The 19,314-nt window shown below is 57.0% G+C and carries 18 protein-coding genes; 7 read left to right on the top strand and 11 right to left on the bottom strand.

Annotated elements, in window-relative coordinates; all coding sequences use genetic code 11:
• Positions 1-139: 139 nt before the first annotated feature.
• Genes ACOCD2_RS02655 through ACOCD2_RS02645 form a run of 3 tightly spaced genes read right to left on the bottom strand, consistent with a single transcriptional unit; the run spans position 140 to position 3,627 of the window.
• A complete protein-coding gene (locus ACOCD2_RS02655; protein WP_293644489.1) occupies positions 140-475 on the bottom strand; it encodes an ArsR/SmtB family transcription factor in 336 nt (111 codons plus the stop codon).
• Positions 472-1,350, bottom strand: a complete 879-nt coding sequence (locus tag ACOCD2_RS02650) for a response regulator (RefSeq protein ID WP_293644487.1) — start codon at positions 1,348-1,350, stop codon at positions 472-474. The genes ACOCD2_RS02655 and ACOCD2_RS02650 overlap by 4 nt, the downstream gene beginning before the upstream one ends.
• Positions 1,351-1,356: 6 nt before the next feature.
• Complete coding sequence (locus ACOCD2_RS02645) at positions 1,357-3,627, bottom strand: ATP-binding protein (protein WP_293644485.1); 2,271 nt, start codon at positions 3,625-3,627, stop codon at positions 1,357-1,359.
• Between the two features lie 134 nt (positions 3,628-3,761).
• Between ACOCD2_RS02645 and ACOCD2_RS02640 the strand changes: the two genes are divergently transcribed.
• Positions 3,762-5,528, top strand: a complete 1,767-nt coding sequence (locus ACOCD2_RS02640; RefSeq protein ID WP_293644483.1) for a DEAD/DEAH box helicase — start codon at positions 3,762-3,764, stop codon at positions 5,526-5,528.
• 35 nt (positions 5,529-5,563) lie between these two features.
• On the opposite strand, the gene ACOCD2_RS02635 is transcribed toward ACOCD2_RS02640, so the two are convergent.
• The 4 genes from ACOCD2_RS02635 to ACOCD2_RS02620 all read right to left on the bottom strand — a co-directional run bounded on the left by ACOCD2_RS02635 (position 5,564) and on the right by ACOCD2_RS02620 (position 9,171).
• The gene (locus tag ACOCD2_RS02635; RefSeq protein ID WP_293644481.1) at positions 5,564-6,028 is read right to left on the bottom strand and encodes a peroxiredoxin; all 465 of its coding nucleotides are present in this window, start codon (positions 6,026-6,028) and stop codon (positions 5,564-5,566) included.
• Between the two features lie 40 nt (positions 6,029-6,068).
• A complete protein-coding gene (locus ACOCD2_RS02630) occupies positions 6,069-6,647 on the bottom strand; it encodes a YecA family protein (RefSeq protein WP_293644479.1) in 579 nt (192 codons plus the stop codon).
• Complete coding sequence (gene prlC, locus ACOCD2_RS02625) at positions 6,647-8,680, bottom strand: oligopeptidase A (protein ID WP_293644477.1); 2,034 nt, start codon at positions 8,678-8,680, stop codon at positions 6,647-6,649. Before prlC ends, ACOCD2_RS02630 begins: the two co-directional genes overlap by 1 nt.
• A gap of 173 nt (positions 8,681-8,853) precedes the next feature.
• Positions 8,854-9,171, bottom strand: a complete 318-nt coding sequence (locus ACOCD2_RS02620) for a hypothetical protein (protein ID WP_293652413.1) — start codon at positions 9,169-9,171, stop codon at positions 8,854-8,856.
• A gap of 234 nt (positions 9,172-9,405) precedes the next feature.
• Here ACOCD2_RS02620 and ACOCD2_RS02615 point away from each other — a divergent pair, with 234 nt between their 5' ends.
• Together ACOCD2_RS02615 and ACOCD2_RS02610 are read left to right on the top strand one after the other, a co-directional pair.
• Positions 9,406-10,842 (top strand): HAMP domain-containing sensor histidine kinase, encoded by a 1,437-nt coding sequence (locus tag ACOCD2_RS02615; RefSeq protein WP_293644473.1) that lies wholly within the window; start codon positions 9,406-9,408, stop codon positions 10,840-10,842.
• Positions 10,843-10,928: 86 nt separating this feature from the next.
• Positions 10,929-11,579: a hypothetical protein gene (locus ACOCD2_RS02610; protein WP_293652414.1), complete on the top strand. Its 651-nt coding sequence runs from the start codon at positions 10,929-10,931 to the stop codon at positions 11,577-11,579.
• Here ACOCD2_RS02610 and ACOCD2_RS02605 read toward each other — a convergent pair.
• Positions 11,539-11,739 carry a hypothetical protein gene (locus tag ACOCD2_RS02605; protein ID WP_294032265.1) on the bottom strand — a complete coding sequence of 67 codons (201 nt, stop codon included), beginning with the start codon at positions 11,737-11,739 and terminating at the stop codon, positions 11,539-11,541. The two genes, ACOCD2_RS02610 and ACOCD2_RS02605, sit on opposite strands and share 41 nt — an antisense overlap.
• A gap of 38 nt (positions 11,740-11,777) precedes the next feature.
• Here ACOCD2_RS02605 and ACOCD2_RS02600 point away from each other — a divergent pair, with 38 nt between their 5' ends.
• On the top strand, positions 11,778-13,136 hold the full coding sequence (locus tag ACOCD2_RS02600) for a sigma 54-interacting transcriptional regulator (RefSeq protein ID WP_293644491.1): 1,359 nt from the start codon (positions 11,778-11,780) through the stop codon (positions 13,134-13,136).
• A 79-nt stretch (positions 13,137-13,215) separates the two neighbouring features.
• On the opposite strand, the gene ACOCD2_RS02595 is transcribed toward ACOCD2_RS02600, so the two are convergent.
• Positions 13,216-14,940 (bottom strand): hypothetical protein, encoded by a 1,725-nt coding sequence (locus ACOCD2_RS02595; RefSeq protein WP_293644469.1) that lies wholly within the window; start codon positions 14,938-14,940, stop codon positions 13,216-13,218.
• A gap of 7 nt (positions 14,941-14,947) precedes the next feature.
• Entirely contained in the window at positions 14,948-15,763 is an 816-nt protein-coding gene (aroE, locus tag ACOCD2_RS02590) for a shikimate dehydrogenase (protein WP_293644467.1), read from the bottom strand.
• A gap of 272 nt (positions 15,764-16,035) precedes the next feature.
• Here aroE and ACOCD2_RS02585 point away from each other — a divergent pair, with 272 nt between their 5' ends.
• Positions 16,036-17,601: an inorganic phosphate transporter gene (locus tag ACOCD2_RS02585; RefSeq protein ID WP_293687730.1), complete on the top strand. Its 1,566-nt coding sequence runs from the start codon at positions 16,036-16,038 to the stop codon at positions 17,599-17,601.
• A gap of 319 nt (positions 17,602-17,920) precedes the next feature.
• Positions 17,921-18,802, top strand: a complete 882-nt coding sequence (locus ACOCD2_RS02580) for a crotonase/enoyl-CoA hydratase family protein (RefSeq protein ID WP_293644463.1) — start codon at positions 17,921-17,923, stop codon at positions 18,800-18,802.
• Here the strand turns inward: ACOCD2_RS02580 and ACOCD2_RS02575 are convergent, their stop codons facing one another.
• Positions 18,803-18,991: a hypothetical protein gene (locus ACOCD2_RS02575; protein WP_293644461.1), complete on the bottom strand. Its 189-nt coding sequence runs from the start codon at positions 18,989-18,991 to the stop codon at positions 18,803-18,805.
• Positions 18,992-19,056: 65 nt separating this feature from the next.
• On the opposite strand from ACOCD2_RS02575, the gene tnpA reads away from it, so the two are divergent.
• A partial coding sequence (gene tnpA / locus ACOCD2_RS02570) for an IS66 family insertion sequence element accessory protein TnpA (RefSeq protein ID WP_293644459.1) occupies positions 19,057-19,314 on the top strand: 258 nt, incomplete at its 3' end.

The following is a 19,314-nucleotide window of genomic DNA, read 5'->3' as shown; positions in this document are numbered from 1 at the left end:
GCAGGATGCAGCAATCAGCGTATAGAACAAGCTCTAACGGGCAGTATGAACAAAATAGCAACTTTATTTCACCCGAAAATATACGGTGGAACAATGTTGCTTACTCTAAACTCTAGTAATGTAATTTCCGGGTTAGAAATCAGCGATCGTATCTGTCATCGAGATTCACCGGGCACAGCACTTCGCGCATGGTGCCGATAAGCTCCAGCAGCTTGCCGTTGCGGATACGGTAATAGATGCGGTTGGCTTCTTTGCGCGAGGTAACGATGTTTTTGTTGCGCAGCTGTTCGAGGTGCTGGGAGATATTGCTCTGGGATGTGCCAGTACGGGACACGATCTCCCCCACGGACAGTTCCGTTTCTCCGAGGGTGCACAGGATCTTCCAACGCAGGGGATGAGCCATGGCCTTCAGGGCATTGGCCGTCATGGTGGGATCTTCATCCGCAGGAATATTGGAAACTGGTGGCTCATTCATGAGATTTGACTCTCCCGGTTCGTGACGTCGGCCTCGTCCACTCGACAATAGCCTGACATATTCTTAGCGATACAGATAATCTCGTCAATGTCTCCCTGCTGATCGACGATAGCCGTACGCGAAAACAGGATGGGCACCCGCTTGCCGTTCTTGGCGATGAAAGCGGCCTCGATGTCGCGTAATGCACCCGCCCGGATGAGCGCTTCCAGCCACATGCCCATGAAGGCGTTGGCCTGCTCCTGGCCCTCTTCCTCGAACACATCTCCGATGCTCATGCCCAGCAGTTCTCGCTCATCATATCCCAGCATGGCACAGGCGGCTGGATTGACCTGCTTGATGGCACCCTGGGGCGTCAGGATCAGCAGGGCCTCGCCCATGTAACGCAGAATATTCTCAAGATGCTGATTTGCCTGGTGAAGTTCCGCAGTTCGCTCTGCGACCTTCTGCTCCAGGATGCGGTTGAGCTCGCGCTCTTTCTCGATCAGGCGGAAATAGGTGCTGATCTTGTTCAGCAGCTGGTTGTCGTCGATGGGCTTGAGCAGATAGTCCGCCGCACCCACATCGTAGCCCTTCTGCTGGAATTCCTCGGTCTTGAACGCTGCCGTCAGGAAGATCACCGGGATCTCACTGGTCTTCTTGTACAGCTTGAGCATACGCGCCGTTTCGAAACCATCCATCTCGGGCATCTGCACGTCCAGGATGATGAGATCGATATCCGGATTGGCCCGCGCCAGTTCCAGCGCCTGTCGGCCGGATTCGGCTTCCAGTATCTCCACATCCATGTGTTTGCTCACCAGCGAACGCAGGGTAAACAGATTATGCTGATTGTCATCAACGGCCAGCAGCTTGAAACCGTTATAGCGTTTGTCGTTCATCTTAATTCACGATGGAAGCTGTTGTTGCAGAATTGCCTTTAGCGTATGTGCATTCACATCCGGAGACAGCACCAGATCTGCCCCGTTCGCCTGGGGATTGTCGGACAGACCGACGATCAGCACTGACTTGGAAATACTGTTCCCAAGCATATCACTCAGCCGGCGCCATTCCATGATGTTCTCACCTGTCAGTACTATATCAATATCCGCTTCATCTTCCAGGGTTTCACGCACCTCCTCTTCATCACCCGCCGCCAGCACCTGTATATGCCAGGCTTCGAGCATCTTGCTGAATTTCAGCAGCACATCGATGTTCTGCTCGATCAGCAGGGCTTTGCGCCCGGAAAAATTGGCCAGCGGCTCATCCAGCAGGGCTGAATCACCGGGTGACTCCTGCGTGTCTTCGGAAAGTATGGCCTTGGGCCGGGGCAGTTCGCCACATTCCTCCGGCAACAGCAGGGAGAATTCCGCACCAATGCCCGAACGGCTTTCCACCTCGATTCTTCCACACAGTATCAGGGAAAGCTCACGGCTGATACTCAGGCCCAGTCCCGTGCCTCCATAGCGGCGACGCGTCGAACCATCCGCCTGCTTGAAGGCCTCAAAAATCAGCTTCTGCTTGTCCGCTGGAATACCGATCCCGGTATCCCGCACCCACAACCGCACGGCAAAAGGCTCTTCGGCAGGACCCAGGCCCAGCACCACCTTTCCTTCACGGGTGAACTTCAGGGCATTGGAAAGAAAGTTCTTCAGTATCTGCTTGAGCTTGTCCGGATCGGTGCCGATCTTCGTGGTTGCAGCGGCGCCCACATCCAGCTCCAGACGCAAACCCTTCTCTTCGAACTGCGGACACATGAGATCCACCAGTTCCTGCAGCAGCGACACCAGGTCTACCTCTTCCATGTTGGGCAGCAGACGCCCCGCCTCGATGCGTGACAGATCCAGGATGTTGTCGATGAGTCCGCGCAGGTCTACGCTGGCTTCGTGGATAACCCGCAATTGCTGACGTTGCTCGTCACTCAGGCCCTTGTTCTCCTTGACCAGCAGTTTGGACAGCAGCAGGATGGAGTTGAGCGGGGTGCGCAATTCATGGCTGACATTGGACAGGAACTCGGACTTGTAACGGTTGGACTCCTCCAGCGCCTTGGCATGGCCCTGTAGTTCCTGCAGGTTCAATGCGTGCGTCTGCGAGAGCATGGACAGGTTTTCCCCCAGTTGCCGGAGTTCAGGACTGCCCCGCCAATGGAACTGCACCGCTTCCGATTTCCCCACCACACGCTGTATCCCCCTGAACAGTTCAGTGCCGTAACGTTCGAGACGCGCAGCAACCAGGCGTGCAATGAAACCGATGGCGATTACCAGCACAAAGATGATCACCAGCACACGCAGAATCAGCGCATCCCTGAGCTCCCGCAGCGGCTTGTCCTGCACGGCCCGCCCAACCCACAGCGGCCGGTCATTCTCTGTCCTCAGGAGCGGCACCCATATAACGGTTCTGCCGTCCTCACCCTCCCACATGAACAGCTTGCGCTTGGTAAACTGCGCTTTCAGTCCGGGAAAGTCCTTGAAAGCCGTTCCAGACCGGGCTGGCACACCGGGGGCAGAGAGATAGCGCCCGTCGTCATGTACCCACAGGGTGCGCGGATCGCGGCGCACCAGCCCGCCGATATCGACAGTCATCACCACCGCACCATAGGTAGGCTTGCCCTCTCCCGGCCCCAGGGGGCTGATAAGCTGCAGGGTGATAGCACGTGAAAGATCATTGCCGGCTTCATCCACCACCACAGGCGTCAGTAGCACGGCAGGCGTGGTGGCCTGCATGACAACCTTGATAGAATCGGCAGGTGGCAAGCGCGGGGGTTTGAGCGCGGGTTCCCACTGGTGAGTCTCCGCATCCCGCGACAGCCAGAAGCGGGCAATACCGTTCTGGTCGAGAAACAGGATATCCACGATATCCAGCTGGTCACTGAGAATACGGTTGATCCATTCGGTGTATTTCAGACGCGCCAGGTCGATGCGCTTGTTGTCCACGCCCTGCTCTTCCCCGAGCACCACTCCGGGTTCCGGCAGCTTGGCCAGCAGGCGAATCATTTCGTCACGGCTGGCCAGATGCGTATCCAGATCGGAAAAGTCCGCACGCAGGTTCTGCAGGAATGCCTCGCGGTAGAACAGCTCCACGCGATCCAGCACCAGCGGCAGGTTGATCACCACGGCCACCAGCAGCGGCAACATGGCAAAGCCGAAAAGGAACAGCAGTATGCGTGTACGTAGGGACATGACAGCAGGAAACGGGAAAACAGCCTGTATCCTAGCAAATCCGCGACCATCCCGGTGCTGGGACTTTATCCCCCCATTTCTGCTACAATGCGCGCTGCAATACAGCATTTCCCCTCTTTCTCCGCAGGCTCCACATGTCCACAAGCGACCAATCCCTTTCCTTCGAGGAACTGGGACTCCCCCCCGTTTTACTCAAGGCACTGACCGATATCGGCTATGAAACTCCTTCGCCCATTCAGGCACGCTGCACGCCGCTGCTGCTCGAAGGCAGGGACATACTGGGGCAGGCGCAGACAGGCACGGGAAAGACCGGCGCCTTCGCGCTGCCGCTGCTGGCGCAGATCGATCTCAAGCAGAAAAATCCCCAGGTGCTGGTGCTGACACCGACGCGCGAGCTGGCCATACAGGTGGCCGAAGCCTTTCAGACCTATGCCCATCACATGAAGGGTTTTCACGTACTGCCCATCTACGGCGGCCAGGCCATGAGCCAGCAACTGCGCCTGCTCAAGCGCGGTGTGCACGTGGTGGTGGGGACACCGGGCCGGGTAATGGATCATCTGCGCCGCAAGACCCTGCAACTCGACGGCCTGAAGACTCTCGTGCTGGACGAAGCCGACGAAATGCTGCGCATGGGTTTCATCGATGACGTGGAATGGATCCTGGAACAGGTGCCCGCACAGCGCCAGACCGCCCTGTTCTCTGCCACCATGCCCGACGTGATCCGCAAGGTCGCTCACAAGCATCTGAACAATCCCGCCGAAGTACGCATCAAGTCCAAGACCAGCACCGCCACCACCATCCACCAGCGTTACTGGCTGGTTAGCGGCCTGCACAAGCTGGATGCGCTGACAAGGCTCATGGAAGTGGAAAACTTCGACGCCATGCTGATCTTCGTGCGCACCCGTATCGCCACGGTGGAGCTCGCCGACAAGCTGTCAGCGCGGGGCTATGCGGCAGAAGCGCTCAATGGCGACATTCCCCAGAATCAGCGGGAAAAGACCGTGGAACGCCTGAAAAAAGGCAAGCTGGACATCCTGATCGCAACAGATGTAGCCGCCCGGGGACTGGACGTGGAGCGCATCAGCCATGTGCTCAACTATGACATCCCCTATGACACGGAATCCTACGTGCATCGCATCGGCCGTACCGGCCGCGCCGGACGCAAGGGTGAAGCCATCCTGTTCGTGGCGCCTAAGGAAAGGCGTTTGCTGCGCGCCATCGAAAAGGCCACCAGCCAGCCCATCGAACAAATGCATATGCCCAGCACCTCGGACATCAATGACAAACGGGTGGCCCGGTTCAAGCAACGCATCATCGATACCCTGGCGGCAGAGGACACGAGTCTTTATCAGGAAATCCTGGAAGATGTCAGGCAGGAAAACGATCTGGACCCCATGGAAATCGCCTCGGCACTCGCCGCGCTGGCACAGGGCAGCGATCCCCTCCTGATCAAGGATCAGCCGCGAAAACAGCGCGAGCGAAAGGAACGCAAGGAGCAGCACCGGGACGATTACGGCAAGAGCAAGAGCAAGACCAGGACCCGCCCCCAGAAACCCGCTTATTCTCCAGAACCCCAACCGCTGAAAGACTTTCCAGATCTGGAAATGGAACGCTTCATCATCGACGTGGGGTACAACCAGGACGTGAAACCGGGCAACATCGTCGGTGCTATCGCCAATGAAGCGGATATCGAAAGCTGCTACATCGGCACCATCGAAATCCACGACGATTTCACCACGGTCGATCTGCCAGAAGGCATGCCCCGTGAGGTGATGGAAATCCTGCAAAAGGCCAGAGTCGCCGGACGCAAGATGGGGTTGCGCCCGGTGGGCCAGAAATCAGCCAAAGGCAAGAACATCAAGCGCGGTCGCAAGCATCACAAGGGCAGCAGAAAGAAATAACTGCGCTACAGGCAGGATCAAAGCTCAGTGGGAAACTACAAGGCCCTGACCAGCGACAGCACATCTTCGGCATGGGCCTTGGGTGTGACCCCGTAGAGCGCGTGCCGGATCACTCCGTCCTTATCGATGACAAAGGTTGAGCGCTGAATGCCCCGGTGTTCGACGCCGTCTTTGTTTTTTACCTGCATGACACCGTAGGCTTCACAGGCCTCACCATCCACATCCGCCACCAGTTCCACCGTCAGGCCGTATTTGTCACGAAAACCCCCGTGGCTGATGCAACTGTCAGCGCTCACTCCCAGCACCAGCGTATCCAGCGCCGCAAAGTCACCGGCCAGCTCGCTGAACTCGATGGCTTCCATGGTGCAGCCGGGCGTATCATCCTTGGGATAGAAATACACAACCAGATTCTTCTTCCCGGCGAAATCCGACAGGCGCAGCATATTCATATCCGCCGTCGGCAATTCGAAATCCGGCACCCTGTCTCCACTCTTCAGCATGTTCTCCTCTTCTCTTATTCTTGAACGTCTTGCTGCGGGTCTATGCCCTCCCTACGGGATTGTCCCGCCTGGGCAGCCACCAGCGGAACAGGTCCACCGCGCTTTCTGCCAACAGATCGGCCGCCTGGCGGTGTTCCGCTTCGTTGGGCGGCGCCAGCAGCTGATCTTCCTCATACATCATGAATGCAGCCACCGGCCCCAGATTCAGGGCCGCTTCCTCGTCCTGCGCCATGGCATCGATGGTATCCTCGCCATGGGCATTCCACCCCATGATATAGCCTTCGCACCAGCCGTATGGCAGCGGCAGTGGCTCGTCATAATTTTCTTCCATGCTCAGAATCATGGGTTCATACTCGCCCGACTCGAGTTCCATCAGCGTACTGTTGTAGAGGGACATGAGCAGGCCCATGACCTGGCCCGCCTCCTCTTCCGAGGCAAAGTCCACGTCGCCCAATACATTCGGCAGCCAGGTATTCGGCATGATCATGTGCGGCCCGGAAAGCACCGCGGTGAGGTAGCCGTGAGCCACATCCAGAGGCATGCAGCCTTCGTCTTCCATATGCGCGAGGAGGAAATCCTCCAGCTGCGTCATCTGCTGTTCGCTGAACACCTGTTCCATTACTTTATCCCCGAGTGACGCAACAATGCATCGATGTTGGGCTCACGCCCACGAAATGCCACGAACAGATCCATGGCATCTTCACTGCCGCCTTTTTCCAGTATGTGTCGCCGAAATGCCAGGCCGGTAGACAGATCGAAGACCCCGTTTTCCTCGAACAGGGAGAAGGCATCCGCCGAAAGCACCTCTGCCCACTTGTAACTGTAGTAGCCCGCAGCATAACCTCCGCCGAAGATATGGGAAAAGCCATGGGCAAAACGGTTCCAGGCCGGCGGCCTGACCACAGCCACTTCCTCGCGCACCGCTTCGAGCGTCTCGTAGATGCGTCCGCCCTGTTCCGGATCATATTCCAGGTGGATGAGAAAATCGAACAGTGAAAACTCCAGCTGCCGTAACAGCTGCATGGCGGACTGAAAATTGCGCGCGGCCAGCATACGCTGGTAAAGCGTTTCCGGCAGTGGCTCACCGGTCTCATAGTGTCCGGATATGAGCGCCAGTGCCTGCTTTTCCCAACACCAGTTCTCCATGAACTGGGAAGGCAGTTCCACGGCATCCCAGGCCACACCGGATATACCGGAGATGGAAGGATAATCCACCTGGGTAAGCATGTGGTGCAGGCCGTGACCAAATTCGTGAAAGAGTACCTGAACTTCCTCATGGGTCAGCAATGCGGGCTTGTCTCCCACGGACGGAGTGAAATTGCAGGTCATGAAGGCTACGGGCAACTGTTCCCGGTTGCGGGTCTTCATGCGCGAGATGGCATCGGCCATCCAGGCGCCACCGCGCTTTTTCGGCCGGGCATAGAGATCGAAATAGAACTGCCCCAGCAGTTCACCCGCATCGTCACGAATATCGTAGAAACGTACGTCGGGATGCCAGGTTTCCACTTTCTCGCTGCTTTCCCGGATCTTTACCCCGAATACCCTGCCGATCACCTCGAACATGCCTGGGATGACCCGGGTCTCGGGAAACCAGGGTTTCAGTTCTTCCTGGCTGATATCGTAACGGTGCTCCCGCAGCTTTTCGCTGTAATAAGGTATGTCCCAAGCCTGCAGCCCGGAGACACCATGGTGTTCGGCAGCAAAACGCTGCAACTCTGCCAGTTCGGCTTCACCCTGCTGTTTCGCGCGGGCAGCCAGGTCACGCAGAAAGGCCAGCACCTCGTCCGTTGAGCGCGCCATCTTGGTTGCCAGGGAGCGTTCAGCGTAGTTCGCGAAACCCAACAGCCCCGCCAGTTCGTGGCGCAGCGCGAGAATCTCTTCCATGATTTGCGTGTTGTCGTATTCGCCGGCATTGGGTCCCTGGTCCGACGCGCGAGTAGCATAGGCTTCATACATTTCCCGGCGTAGCGCGCAATTGTCCGCATAGGTGATGACGGGAAAATAGGAAGGAAACTCCAGTGTCAGCATCCAGCCATCCTCACCCCGCTGACGCGCCGTCTGGGCTGCCAGATCCAGCGCTGATTGGGGCAAGCCCGCCAGCTCCTCTTCCTCAGTGATCACTTTTGACCAGGCGTTGGTCGCATCGAGAAGATTCTCCTCGTACTTTGCGGTGATCTCGGACAGCCGGCTGGCGATTTCCCCGAAGCGCTTTTTCTTTTCCGGCGGCAGATCCACACCGGACAGGCGGAAATCCCGCAAGCCATTCTCCAGCAGCTTCCGTTGGGCCGCATCCAGCTTTTCATTCTGGCTGGCGACGGTCTGGTAGGCGTGGAACAGGGTCTCGTTCTGTCCCAGTTCGGTGGCATAGTCAGAAAGCCAGGGAAGGCAGGCATTGTAGGCGGTGCGCAGCTCTTCACTGTTCATGACCGCGTTCAGGTGAGAAACCGGCGACCAGGCGCGGGACAGCCGGTCCTCCAGCTCTTCCAGGGGTTCGATGAAGTTGTACCAGTCAGGCTCCTGCACGCCAGTCAGCAATGCGTCTATCTGCTGCCGGTTGTCCTGAAGCAGTTCACTGATGGCGGGTTCTACATCCTCCGCTGTGATTTCGGCGAACCTGGGCAGGCCCGTGAAGTTTAGCAATGGATTGGACATGATATATTTCTGGCTGAAAAAGGATAAGCTGAAATATACCCCATTCAATTCCGGAAAGATAAGCTTTCGGAAACACAAAAAAACCCCGCATTTCGAAAGGACAACGCGGGGTATTCCGGATGATTCGGCAGCGCTTCAACAGGCTGTCAAAACACCCACTGTCGGCTCAACCTTCATTTGGTTGAGGAAGACTTGGGAGCATCCTTCATCGTTGCTGATTCTGCAGCAGATTTCTCGGACTTGGCATACACCGCAAATTCCTCTGCGCTGAGGTCGCCGCTGGCATCTGTATCCAGTTGCTTCCACTGTTCTGCCAGGCTGGGCATGGCAGCAGCCTCATCCTTGCTGATGGCACCGCTCATATCCGCATCCAGCGTGGTGAAAACGTCTCCAGCGGTAGCGGCAACGGCAAAAAAAGCACCCAAAACAGCAACAATAATTTTCTTAGACATGATAAATAGCTCCTCGGCTAGTGTTAAAGATTTCAGCAACCCGCGAATACCCGGACTGCATCCACAATACTGCAATCACCATGCCAATATTATCTATACTATAATTTACAAAGACTTATAGCCGTATCGAAGCTTTCCGCCTGTGCCGGAATGTCGCCTGAGGACGACAGCTACAGAGAATGATGCGCTGCAAATCCCACTACAGCAGGAAAGCGTCCTGTCGCTCCACGGCGACAGTTCGTAACACGCCTACTTCTTTGGCAGAATCTGCATATGTCTTTCAAACCCGCCACCATCCTCCAGCTGACCCTTTTGGGTTTTATCCTGGTGGCCGTTCCCCTGACTCTTGGTCTGATCAACACCCAACTGCAGGTGGATCACCTGGCTACGCAGATGCAGAAAGCTGTGCTGACTTCCGCCCAGGCAGTGGAGTCGGGACGCCTCATCGCCACCCAGGCACTGAACATGGAACGCAGCGCCCTGCAGTATCTGGTACTCAAAGACATGAACATTCGCAACCGCTATGAAGAACAGCGCAAGTCCTTCGTCCGCGAGATCCGGCGGTTGCTGGACCTGCCCCTGGATGAAGCACTGAGCACGCGTTTGCAAAAGCTGCAGGAGCACGAGGCCAGACTGCACCAAAGACTGCAGCGGGACAACGAAGCACCGGACAGTGGCAAGGAACAGCTGGACGAAAACGAGCAGCTGTCCATGCTGGCGGCGCCCATTCCTTTCGATGTCACCGCACTGATAACCGCCGAGAGCCGGCGCGTGAACGAGCAGATCAGTGCCGTACGGCGCTTGCTGCTGTGGCAGGCAGCAGCCCTGATTCCCCTGGCACTGCTGATCGCCGTGGTGTTCAGTCTGCTGGTTTCCAGGCCCCTGAGACACCTCGGCGGCGCTATACGGCAGCTGGGCGCCGGCGAATTCAATGCCCCCATCCAGGTCAGGGGGCCACAGGACATTCGTGAACTCGGAGAGCAGCTGGACTGGCTGCGGCAGCAGCTCGCCGCTCTGAACGAGCAGAAAATGCAGTTTCTTCACCACGTATCCCACGAGCTGAAAACGCCCCTGACCACCATCCGCGAGGGCGCAGGACTGCTGCAGGACGGCATCACCGGGGAGCTGACTGCAGAACAGCAGGAAGTGGTTCAGATTCTGCATGACAACAGCCTGCAGCTGCAGTCTCAGGTGGAACGCCTGCTGGACTTCAATCTCGCCCTTTCCCAGGAACACCCGCCGGAGCAGAAGCGGGTGGAACTTTCGGCACTGGTCGAAGCGGCCGTGGACAACCGGCAGCTGGCACTGCAGTCGCGCCATATCAAGGCGCATATGCAGCTTGTCCCTGTTTCCGTCACCGGCGATGCCAGGCAGTTGCGGAGCGTGATCGACAACCTGCTCTCCAATGCCATCAAGTTTTCACCTGCGGGCGGAGAAATACATATCCGCATGCAACGAAAGAACCAACAGCTGCAACTGGATGTCATAGACGAAGGTGCCGGTATTCCCAAAGAAGACAGACCGCATCTGTTCGAGCCCTTCTTTCAGGGAAAGCTGCCTGCCAGCAGTCCCGTAAGGGGCACCGGACTGGGTCTGTCCCTGGTGAAGCGCTACCTGCATCTGCATGGTGGCACCATCACACTGGTGGACAGCGTGAAAGGCGCCTGGTTCAGGGTCACCCTTCCTCTGGAGGCAGCACAGCAATCATGAACCGGTTTACTGTATCTGGGCGGCGGAGCAAGCGGAAAGACTTTACGGCTGAAAACCTGACAAATGAAATCAGAACAAAGGTCACAATGAAAACCATCCTGCTGTTCACCGCCACACTCCTGCTGGGAGCCTGTGCAGTCAACCGGCCTCCATCCGAGCCCGGAATATCCGGCATGGAAACTGAAGCTCTCATCGACACCGGCTGCGGGGATCTGCTGGACGACTATGAAACTTTTTCTCTCATGGCAAAGGCGCAGCGCAGGCAGACTCTCAGGAATCTGTCAGATACCTGGGGCATCTCTCACGACAATTGTGGACAGCTGCGGCTGGCATTGCTGCTCAGCCATCCGGAGCAGCCGGAAAAAGACAGGCAACAGGCGCTGAAGCTGCTCAGGGATTTGTTGACCGGCGAAAAACTGCAGGATCCCAGAGCCCACAGGCTGGCACGGCTGGTACTTGACCAGCTGCAGCAGATACGCGCCCAGAAACTGAAAGCCCTGGAACTCAGACAGCAGCTGAAGGCACAGCAGGCCGCCACCCGGGAGCTGTCCGCCGAACTGGCCGTCCTGCAGTCCCAGATGGAACAACTCAAGAATATCGAGCAGAATATCAATGAAAAGGAACGATACATCCGCTGCCAGCCATGGAGAGCGAAGCGAAGGCTGGTAGACCCCAGTAGCCGCGAGGCCGCACTGCTTACCCGTCGTGCGCATAGCGCCAGAGGGGAAGCAAAGTAGGCATCCAAACGCGGCGTCCAGTCATTGGGAGACAAGTACGGAGCAGCAACGAGCTTGCGAAGTTGTTGCGTAGTGCTTGGTGACCAGGACGGCTGGGGCACCAATAGGTTGTCAAAGGCCGAGTCGATTTTGGGGACTGGGATGTCCCAAAATCTATCACGAGGCCGAAGACACACTTGATCACCACTTCAACCGACCATACCTCCACCGGGACATCACAGGATCCTGCTGGTAGATGATGACCCCGGGTTGCTGAAACTGTTGTCCCTGCGCCTTGAAGCCAACGGTTTTCAGGTGGAGACCGCGGCCAGTGGCCAGCAGGCACTGGGCAGGATCAGCGCCTGGAAACCGCATATCATGATCACCGATCTGCGCATGCAGGGCATGGATGGTCTGGCGCTGTTCGATGCAGTGCAGCAGCAGATGCCTTCCCTGCCGGTAATCATGCTCACCGCTCACGGGACGATTCCCGACGCGGTGCAGGCCACCCGCAAAGGGCTGTTCAGCTACCTCACCAAACCTTTCGACAGCAACGAACTGCTGCAAAGCATCAATGACGCACTGAGCCAGTGCTGCCCGGACGGCCCGGAAAAAACGGGGTGCAAAGAAGACTGGCGCAGCCACATCATCAGCCGCAGTTCAGCCATGGAAAAACTGCTGAACAAGGCCTGGCGCATCGCCCAGAGCGATGTGAGCGTGCTCATTCAGAGCCAGAGCGGCACAGGCAAGGAACTGCTGGCCCGCGCGCTGCACAAGGCCAGTCCGCACCACGATGCGCCATTCGTCCCCATCAACTGTGCCGCCATTCCGGAAAACCTGCTGGAGTCAGAGCTCTTCGGTCATACTAAGGGGGCTTTTACCGGCGCCGACCGCAATCGGAAAGGCCTGTTTGAGGCCGCCGATACCGGTACCCTGTTCCTGGATGAAATCGGCGACATGCCCCTGGAATTCCAGGCGAAGCTGCTGCGCGTACTGGAAGACGGGGAGGTACGCCCCGTTGGCGCCACCAGAAGCATTCCCGTGGACGTGCGCATCGTTTCCGCAACCCATTCCGACCTGGAAGCCGCCATCGAAAAAGGCAGGTTTCGTGAAGACCTGTACTACCGGCTGAACGTCGTGCTGCTGGAAATCCCGCCGCTTTCCCGCAGGCGCGAGGATATCCCCCTGCTGGCGAAACACTTCCTCGCTCAGGTCTGTGAACGGGGCAACTGCCGGGCCCGCAGCTTCTCCCCTGAAGCGATGGAAACCCTGATGTTGGCCCCGTGGAAAGGCAACATCCGGCAATTGCTGAACGTGGTGGAACAGGTGGCTGCCCTGTCACTGACTGATATCATCCCGGAAAGCCTGGTGCAGAACGCCCTGCGCAACAAATCCAGTGACATCGTATCCCTGGCGGAAGCCCAGAGTCATTTCGAAAGAAATTACCTTGTTGAACTACTGCAGATGACCGGCGGCAACGTCACCCGGGCCGCGCGCCTGGCACACCGCAACCGCACCGAATTCTACCGCCTGCTACACCGGCATGAGCTGGAACCGAAGATTTTTCGCCACAGCTAAGCTGTCTTTTTCGGCTCCCATACAAAAGCCCCCGACCACAAAGGGTCGGGGGCTTTGCCTTGCAAAACAGCAATGGCCGTTATTTCAGATCGACGACCGTATCGAACTCCATGCCCTTGTCGGTACCCAGCATGCGGAAATCGATTTTTCCATAGATGTTTGCAGCCGCTTTCATGGAATCGTAGGCCGATTGCATGTCCGCAGCCTCTTCACCCTGCATGGAATCCACCATGGATTTCATGGGCGGACCGACTACGTCGAACAGTTTGCCGGCATTGTAGCTGACAGAAAGCATGGGAGGCACCTTGGCCAGCGGCGCTGACAGCACCTTGTCAATGCCATCGGGTGCTTTCTCACCCACTTTCAACGCAAGCGTCTCACCCTTGATCGCCGCAAAAGTCGGGGGCGCCATGGGTGACATGGTTTCCAGGGGTACTTTCACGGGGGTGCCGTCAGTGGGAATATCCAGCTGAGCCAGTTGCGGGTTGAACATGCCCAGCATGCCGAACATGCCTTTGGGATCAGCTGCTGCCAGCAACAGTTGGGCATCAACGCTCTTGGGGCTCATGGTCTGCGGGTCCACCTCTACGTCATTGACCGTCAGATTGAATCCCTTGATACCGGCCAGCATGGGATTGAGCATCATGTCGATACCCTGCATGGCCTGAGTCAGACCCTCTTCATCCACCAGCTCACAGCCTTTACCGGTTTCGGCAAAATTGCGCAGCATGGCTTTGACGCCATCACGTATCTGGGGCAGGTTGAAACCGGCGCCGAAGCTCAGCAAACCACCGTCGTCAACACCCACACCGGGCACGGGGGAAGCCATCTTCTGCAGCCAGGCGGCAACGCCGGGGGAGGTTTCGACCGTTGCCTTGACGGCGTATCTGCTGTCGGTGACATCGGTAAATCCGAAGCTGATCAGCGGTACGGACTGAATGGTGGTTTTCACAAACGTGCGGCAAGCCGGAGACAGGTCGCTCGGGCTTACACCCAGGGCATTGAGTACATCGGCGTTGATACCCTGTGACTCACCCAGCGCCATTTCGGCAAAACGCACCAGGTCGACATAGCCGTCACCATAGCCCAGGAACTTGCGCTGGGTGGTGAAGTCCTTGAACTTGCCGTTTGCGAGGGATTCCGCCGGCTTGGTTTCACCAAACACCATGGGCAGCATTTCAGCCTCCGACTTGACCGGCAGCACCGCCATGATCAGATGGTCCTTGTTTACCGCCAAGATGCCAACCAGGTCATCCATCACGAAACGGCGATAGCTGATATCACCGCGTGTTGCTTTGTCGGCTTTCATGCCGCTGCGCTCTTCCACCCGGGACAGGAAAGCTTCGACTTTCTGGGCATCCAGGATTTCAGCCCAGGCCACGGGCAGGATACCCAAGCCATAGATCAGGCTGCGGCCGTTGATGGGCAGTCCGAGTGATTCCAGCCCTTTGGCGTTCATCTTGCCTTCGAGTTCTGCCAGCAGTGCATCCAGCAGTTTGTTCATGGATTTTTCTGCATCGCTGGCATCGGCATCCATGCTGGCCAGTTCCTTGCGCAGGGAACCGTCATTAATGCCCAGCCCGGAAGCCATGAGCACTTTTTCACTCAGCCCCTGGGGCATTTCCCTGCTGCTGGCAGCCACATAAGGTGTGTCCGCGGGAACCATTGCAAGCAGATTGAACTCTGCAACCGCTTCCTTGGCGGCAGCTTTTTCTGCCTTGTCGGAATCACTGCATCCTGCGACACCGATCGCCAGAACACCGGCGATCAAATATTTGTTCAGTTTTCCATACGATAATTTCATGCCTTGTTTAACTCCTCAGTTCCTCGATTACATTCTTGGTGTTGGGACGGACTCCCCGCCAAAGAAAAAAAGATTCGGCCGCCTGCTCTACCAGCATGCCCAAACCATCCAGTGCACGGGCGACGCCATGTTTACAGGCCCATTCTACAAACGCCGTGGGCTCAGTAGCATACATCATGTCATAGACCCAGGTATTTTTCCCCAGGCAATCCCCTGGAACAGCCGGGACCTGGCCGGTCAGGCCTGCGGCGGTGCCATTGATGATCAGATCGAACTTCTGTCCTTTCAGTTCATCCAGACCGCAACCGCTCACCGGCCCCAGGGTCGCCATCTGTGCAGCTATGTCTTCTGCCCGGCTGGCTGTGCGGTTGGCAATGAGCAGACCCGACACGCCCTGTTCCAGCAACGGCCGCACCACACCCCGGGAAGCACCTCCCGCTCCCAGCAACAGCACCTTGGCACCTTCGAGCCGGAAGCCGTTGTTCTGCTGCAGGTCCCGCACCAGACCCACGCCGTCGGTATTGTCACCACGAATACTGCCATCGGGCTGCAGGGTCAGCGTGTTTACTGCGCCCGCCGAGTTTGCTCCCACGCTCAATTCGTCTGCCAGACGCCATGCCTGTTCCTTGAAGGGAACGGTCACATTCAGACCCTTTCCTCCCGATGCAAAAAAGTCCCTGACATCGCCGGCAAAATATTCCAGATCACCGAGTATTTTTTCGTAGCTCAAATCCTGGCCTGTCTGCACAGCGAAGCGCTGATGAATCAACGGCGACTTGCTGTGTTCGATGGGATTGCCGATGACCGCGTACCTGTCCGTCATAGCTGCTATTGGGCAAAAAAAGCCAACTATACGGAAATCCCCGGATGCATAAAAGCCGCTATCGGCGGAAACATGACTTTTTACCGGAACCGCCCCCTGGATGATCTTGACATAATAATTATTGCTAGGCATATCAAATTATTACCTATACCCCCGGCCGGCAAACTTCTACGCATGAGAGAGCCCATCTGAGGTAAAATTAAAGTTCAGATTTCCCTTATCATCAACAAGGCAACATCCGGTTTTCTCAGCCGGATATTGGGGGCTGTGTTATGGAATTAAAAAACATCAACCAGATTGAATCCGCCGCTCAATCGGGGCGTCCCGAATTGTTCCGGCTCGGTATCGGACTTATGTTCATCATCCTGATCATGATGTACACGGGTTACGAATTCACAGAGATTCATAACGGACTGATGCTGGTTGCAGCCGCCATGATCGGCGGCTACATGGCCCTGAACATCGGCGCCAATGATGTCGCCAACAACGTAGGGCCCGCCGTTGGCTCCCGCGCCCTCACGATGACAGGCGCCATCATCATTGCCGCCACCTTCGAAGCAGCAGGCGCACTGGTTGCCGGCGGGGATGTCGTCAGCACCATCAAGAAAGGCATCATAGACCCCGCGCTGATCAACAATACGGAAGTGTTCATCTGGATCATGATGGCGGCATTGCTGGCCGGCGCCATCTGGCTCAATATCGCCACCGCGCTGGGCGCCCCGGTATCCACCACCCACTCCATCGTGGGCGGCGTACTGGGAGCCGGCATTGCCGCCGGAGGAATGGGGATCGCAAACTGGCCCAAGATGGGTACGATCGCCGCCAGCTGGGTCATTTCTCCCGTACTCGGCGGCATCATCGCGGCTGCTTTCCTCTATCTGATCAAACGCACCATTACCTACCGATCGGACATGATAACCGCATCGAACCGCATGGTGCCCATTCTCATCAGCGTGATGGCCTGGGCTTTCAGCACCTACCTGGTGGTCAAGGGTCTGAAAAAGATCTGGAAGACCGACTTCCTGACCGCCCTGGGCGTCGGCCTTGTTATCGCCATTACCATCTATGTCCTGGTCAAGCCCATGATTGCACGCCAGGCAAGCAAATTGAGCAATGAAAAAGCCAGTGTCAATCGCCTGTTCACCATACCCCTGATTTTCGCGGCAGCCCTGCTGAGTTTTGCCCACGGTGCAAACGATGTGGCCAATGCGGTCGGCCCCCTGGCCGCCATCAATGACGCCATCGTTCACGGCGGTATCGCCAAAAAGGCAGCCATCCCCCTCTGGGTCATGATGGTAGGCGCCATCGGTATCGCCATCGGTCTGGCCCTGTATGGCCCCAAGCTGATCCGTACCGTGGGTTCCGAGATCACCGAACTGGACCAGATGCGCGCCTTTTCCATCGCCATGGCAGCCTCCATCACGGTCATCATCGCCACCCAATTCGGTTTACCCGTCAGTTCCACCCATATTGCCGTAGGTGCCGTGTTTGGCGTGGGTTTCCTGCGCGAGTTCATCAAAGCATCCTATGCCCGCATGATCGAGGACATCAAGGATCACCATGAAGGCGCAGACCATGAAGTGATCGAAGCTTTTCTCAACGATTTCCGGCGCGCTTCTGTGGACGAGAAAGGTCGCATGCTGGCCGAGCTGAAAAAACACAAGACCGAAGCGGAACTGACCAAGAAAGAACGCAAGGGCCTGAAAAAGATCTACCACAAGGAACTGGTAAAGCGTTCGGCACTGATGAAAATAGCCGCCGCCTGGGTCATTACAGTACCTGCTTCCGGGCTGATGGCAGCCATGCTTTTCTATACCATCCGGGGCATGATGCTCTAAAATCGTTCTGAGAATACAGGGAAGTATCCTCGGCCAGCCATGAAAACTGATGCTGTTTGCACCCTGAACACACCACCGGCCAATGCCTGATTGCCCACTCAGTCGTTCGATTCTCTGCTCCCAAGGCCGGAAGAGCGGATATTAGCCCGGCAATAGGGCACTGTTCGGGAAACTCTGGCGACAATGTGCCATGCGCGTCTCATATTGATTACCTGACAGAGACGCAAGCAATATCAAATCTACTGCAAGGGGTAAAAAAAATCGATTATGATGACCGTAGCATCTGTCTAAGCAGACATCAGACTCAAGGGGGGCAGGAATGATCAGCATCATGGATAACCGCATGCAACTGGAAAGCATCGAGTTGGGCATCAACCGCGACCACCAGGCCATCCGCATCCGTTTTATGCATCCCGGACGCCCGGTAATCACTTCTTCCTTTCTGAAAGACCTCGAAGCAGCCCAGGGCCTCATGACAACCGTTTGTGAACAGGATCAGGCGCGGGTTCCGGCAGAGCGGCTACGCTATCTTGTTCTGAGTTCCAGGCTGCCTGGTGTCTTTTGTCTGGGCGGCGACCTCGAACTGATCCGCAATGGCGACCGTGAACACCTTACTGAATACGCCCACACCTGCATGGAGATCGCCCACAGAAACCTGTCTGGCGGCGACGCCAGGCTCTGTACGATCTCGGTTGTAGAGGGAGAGGCTCTCGGGGGTGGTTTCGAGATGGCTCTTGTAGCGGATACGGTAATCGCGGAAAAACGCGCACGCTTCGGTTTTCCGGAAACCCAGTTCGGCCTCTTTCCCGGCATGGGTGCTTTCAGCTTTCTGGCACGTCGCATCAGCCCAGCACTGGCAAAACGCATGATCACCAGCGGCAATATCTATACCGCCGCCGAACTCTATGAAATGGGGGTTGTGGATCTGCTGGCCGAAGACGGCAAGGCAGAAGAAATGCTGCACCATTACATCAAACGGCGTCAGTCACGGGAAGGCGGCTACTTTGCGATGGACAAGATCATGGCTGAGCACAATCCCATTTCACGGGAAGAACTGTTCCGTATCGTGGATCTTTGGGTGGATACCGCACTGAACCTGCCTGAGAAAAACCTCACCATGATGAACTACCTGTTCAGGGCCCAGAGCAAACGCTGGGACCCCAAGGCAGATGCCACCCCGGTTTCGAGAATGCGCGCCTGATCAGCTGACTACCCGCAGTTCCGGACGGGGCTTTTCGAGACCAAACTGTACCGACAGCTGATGTGCGGATTCCTGCACCAGCTCCTCCAGCTGGTCTATCTGACCGGGATGCAGCTGCATAAAATCTGCTTCCGGCTGCAGTTCCAACTGTTCTGAAGCCGCCTGCACCGTAAGCGCCCAAGAATCCACACCTGTTTTCCCGACCTGACCCCGTGCAGACTTTCTCCTGAAATTTCACGACACAGGAGAAATCGATGGACATGTCTGATGCCACCGAAGGCGCGTCATTCTGGCAGTCACACATTGCGGCCTGGCAACAATCTGGCCTGACGCAGAAAGCCTACTGCGAACAGCAGGAGCTGCGGTATAGTACCTTCGGCTACTGGGTCCACAAGCTACGCCGGGCCGCCGAACCGGCAACAGAGAAGAAGGGGGCGGGCTTTGTGCCGGTGATCCCGGCCACGGTACAGCCCACCGGCCTGACCCTGAGCCTGCCCAACGGCCTGGAGATC

It is taken from the genome of Thiolapillus sp., from assembly GCF_048562965.1.
GTDB classification, from domain to species: Bacteria; Pseudomonadota; Gammaproteobacteria; order Chromatiales; family Chromatiaceae; genus Thiolapillus; species Thiolapillus brandeum_A.
The sequence above is the reverse complement of the archived record's forward strand: the minus strand, read 5'-3'. Positions and strand labels throughout refer to the sequence as shown.